At 63.2% G+C, this 2,968-nt stretch carries 5 protein-coding genes; 2 read left to right on the top strand and 3 right to left on the bottom strand.

The window, feature by feature from the left end; genetic code table 11:
* Positions 1-1,533 (top strand): Tn3 family transposase (locus QMX89_RS22530; protein ID WP_282349944.1); only part of this gene is annotated, 1,533 nt, incomplete at its 5' end.
* Between the two features lie 12 nt (positions 1,534-1,545).
* Here the strand turns inward: QMX89_RS22530 and QMX89_RS22525 are convergent.
* From QMX89_RS22525 to QMX89_RS22515, 3 genes are read right to left on the bottom strand one after another with little or no spacing between them, the layout of a single operon-like run.
* Positions 1,546-1,758 (bottom strand): GDCCVxC domain-containing (seleno)protein, encoded by a 213-nt coding sequence (locus tag QMX89_RS22525; protein WP_003089113.1) that lies wholly within the window; start codon positions 1,756-1,758, stop codon positions 1,546-1,548.
* Positions 1,759-1,765: 7 nt separating this feature from the next.
* The gene (gene merP / locus QMX89_RS22520; RefSeq protein ID WP_003150552.1) at positions 1,766-2,041 is read right to left on the bottom strand and encodes a mercury resistance system periplasmic binding protein MerP; all 276 of its coding nucleotides are present in this window, start codon (positions 2,039-2,041) and stop codon (positions 1,766-1,768) included.
* A gap of 12 nt (positions 2,042-2,053) precedes the next feature.
* The gene (locus QMX89_RS22515; protein WP_003089115.1) at positions 2,054-2,404 is read right to left on the bottom strand and encodes a mercuric transporter MerT family protein; all 351 of its coding nucleotides are present in this window, start codon (positions 2,402-2,404) and stop codon (positions 2,054-2,056) included.
* Positions 2,405-2,478: 74 nt separating this feature from the next.
* On the opposite strand from QMX89_RS22515, the gene merR reads away from it, so the two are divergent.
* The gene (gene merR / locus QMX89_RS22510) at positions 2,479-2,877 is read left to right on the top strand and encodes an Hg(II)-responsive transcriptional regulator (RefSeq protein ID WP_003089120.1); all 399 of its coding nucleotides are present in this window, start codon (positions 2,479-2,481) and stop codon (positions 2,875-2,877) included.
* Positions 2,878-2,968 lie beyond the last annotated feature (91 nt).

Here is a 2,968-nt window from a genome sequence, read left to right as displayed (position 1 = left end):
CTTGGCCTGCTCGACGGTGCCGAATGGCTGGCGGCGCGACCGATCATCTGCCGGTCACTGGGCCTGACCATCGACGCCAAAACCACCCTGGACGCCTTGTCCGTCGAGCTGGATGCAACCTGGCTGGCAGTAGCCGCGCGCCTGCCCGACAACCCGGCGATTCAACTGAGCGAGAACACCGAGGGCAAGACCGAACTGTCGCTCGGGGCGCTGGACAAGCTGGACGAGCCCTGCTCGTTGCTGCAACTGCGGGCGGCCGTGTCTGACCTGATGCCGCGTGTCGATCTGCCGGAAATCCTCTTGGAAATCGCCGCCCGCACTGGCTTTTCCGAGGCCTTCACCCATGTCTCCGAACGCAATGCACGCGCCGACAACCTGGTCACCAGCCTCTGCGCGGTGCTGTTGGGCGGGGCCTGCAACACCGGCCTGGAGCCCTTGATCCGCACCGACAACCCGGCGCTGCGCCGTGACCGGCTGTCCTGGGTCAGCCAGAATTATATCCGCGACGACACCCTGTCAGCGGCTAACGCCATCCTGGTCGGAGCGCAAAGCCAACTGGAACTGGCCCAAGTCTGGGGTGGCGGCGAGGTCGCCTCCGCCGATGGCATGCGCTTCGTCGTACCGGTGCGCACCGTGCATGCCGGCCCCAATCCGAAGTATTTCGGCACCGGCCGGGGTGTCACCTGGTACAACCTGATTTCCGACCAATTCTCCGGCCTCAACGCCATCACCGTGCCCGGCACGCTGCGCGACAGCCTGGTGTTGCTGGCGGTCGTGCTGGAACAGCAGACCGAGTTGCAGCCGACGCAAATCATGACCGACACCGGGGCCTACAGCGATGTGGTGTTCGGGCTCTTCCGCCTACTTGGCTACCACTTCAGTCCGCGGCTGGCCGATGTCGGCGGTACCCGCTTCTGGCGCACGCGCCCGGACGCGGACTACGGCAAGCTCAACGGGCTGGCCCGCCAGTCGGTCAAACTCGACCTGATCGCCGAGCACTGGGACGACCTGCTGCGCCTGGCCGGCTCGCTCAAACTCGGCCGGGTGCCGGCGACTGGCATCATGCGCACGCTGCAAACGGGAGATAGACCCACCCGGCTGGCCCAGGCGCTGGCCGAATTCGGGCGGATCGAAAAGACTCTGCACACGTTGACCTATATCGACGACGAGTCCAAGCGCCGCGCCACCCTGACCCAGTTGAACCGAGGCGAAGGCCGGCACAGCCTGGCCCGCGCCGTGTTCCACGGCAAACGCGGCGAGCTCCGCCAGCGCTACCGCGAAGGCCAGGAAGACCAGCTCGGTGCTCTGGGCCTGGTGGTGAACATCATCGTGCTGTGGAACACCCTCTACATGACGGCGGCCGTGGAACGGCTCAAGCAGCACGGCTATCCAGTGCTGGAAGAGGATTTGGCCCGGCTATCGCCGCTGATCTACGAGCACATCAACATGCTCGGGCGGTATTCCTTTGCGGTACCGGAAGAAGTTGCGCGCGGCGAGCTGCGGCCACTGCGTAATCCAGACGACGACCTGTGATCCCCCTAAACGCTATGAGCAACACCCAAGCTGCTGCTGGATCGGCGGGCACTTCACCGAGCCGAACGAACAGAAAACGCAGCAATCCCCTGGGTTGGGGCGCAGCAGCGCCTTGCAGTTGCTGCACTCGTAATAGAACTGGCAGGCGTCCGTGGGCATGGTTTCCGGCTTGGCGAAGCCGCAGCGCGGGCAAGTCAGCACGGACTCAAGGACAATGGCGCTCATCGTGACCTCACTTCTGCACTGTGGAGGGGTATCCCGCGTTCGCGGTCGCCTCAGTCAGTGCCTCGGGCTGGGCCTTATCGGGATCGTAGGTGACGGTCGCCGTCTTCTGGTCGAAATTGACCTGGACGTCACTCACGCCGGACACCTTCTCCAGCGACTTCTTGACCGTGATCGGACAGAGTCCGCACGTCATGTTCTGCACGTCGAGCGTGACGGTTTTCGGGGGAGCCGCCAGCGCCACGAAGGGCAAGGCGAAAAGCACGGCGATCAGCAGTTTGCGCATGGTTAATCTCCTTCAGTAGAACAGCGGGGCGAGCCACGGCACGGCCAATAGGCCGAGCAGCAGCACGCTGACGATCCAGAACACGAGTCGCTGTCGCACGAGCGTGCGCGGATCGGCGCAGGGTGTACCTGGCGTACAAACCTGTGGCACCAGGTAGAGCTTGCGGAATGCCAATCCCAGGAACAGTAGAGTCAACCCGATGAAGAGGGGGCGTAGTGGCTCCATCATGGTCAGAGCGCCCACCCACGTACCGCCGACACCGAGTGCCAACAGCACCAGTGGCCCGACACAGCACACCGACGCACCGATGGCGGTCAGCGAACTCGCGACCAGCGAGCCTTTCCCGGTGAGTTGCATCCCCATTCCCATCTCCTGAGCCTGATTGCCTAGGTGCTATTCTAAACTCCGTACCAAAGTACGGAATCAAGGAGAAAGTGATGGCCACAGAGCTGACCATTGGCAAGCTGGCAGACGCCGCCGGGGTGAACGTCGAGACGATCCGCTACTACCAGCGACGCGGGCTGCTGGATGAACCAGCCAAACCCTTGGGTGGCCATCGGCGCTATCCGGTGGACATGGTGAAGCGACTGCGTTTCATCAAGCGGGCTCAGGCGCTGGGTTTCACGCTCTCGGAAGTCGGTGGACTGCTGACGCTGGATGAGTCGTGCGCCTGTGCCGAAACGCGAGCACGGGCTGCACGCAAGCTCGCGTTGATCGAGCAGAAGATGGCCGACTTGGTCGTCATGCAGCAACTGTTAGGCGAACTGGTGCAGCAATGTGATGCGGGAGACGGCGGAACGATCTGCCCGATCATCGAGGCACTGATCAGAGAGTAATGCCTGGCGGGTGAGCTGGAGATCGGAAAGCCCCTTTACGGTGGGATTCAGAGCTTACGTTGGTTTTTGGTTCCATTGCTCCCCAAACCCC

Origin of the sequence: Pseudomonas sp. PS01301, from assembly GCF_029960215.1 — a bacterium.
GTDB classification, from domain to species: domain Bacteria; phylum Pseudomonadota; class Gammaproteobacteria; order Pseudomonadales; family Pseudomonadaceae; genus Aquipseudomonas; species Aquipseudomonas coleopterorum.
Note: the sequence above shows the minus strand (reverse complement) of the source record. Positions and strands in the feature narration are given on the sequence as shown.

Excerpts from the sequence above, each read along its gene's own strand:
- merP (WP_003150552.1), bottom strand. The coding sequence starts at position 2,041 with ATGCGCAAACTGCTGATCGCCGTGCTTTTCGCCTTGCCCTTCGTGGCG.
- merR (WP_003089120.1), top strand. The coding sequence starts at position 2,479 with ATGGCCACAGAGCTGACCATTGGCAAGCTGGCAGACGCCGCCGGGGTG.
- QMX89_RS22515 (WP_003089115.1), bottom strand. The coding sequence starts at position 2,404 with ATGGGGATGCAACTCACCGGGAAAGGCTCGCTGGTCGCGAGTTCGCTG.
- QMX89_RS22525 (WP_003089113.1), bottom strand. The coding sequence starts at position 1,758 with ATGAGCGCCATTGTCCTTGAGTCCGTGCTGACTTGCCCGCGCTGCGGC.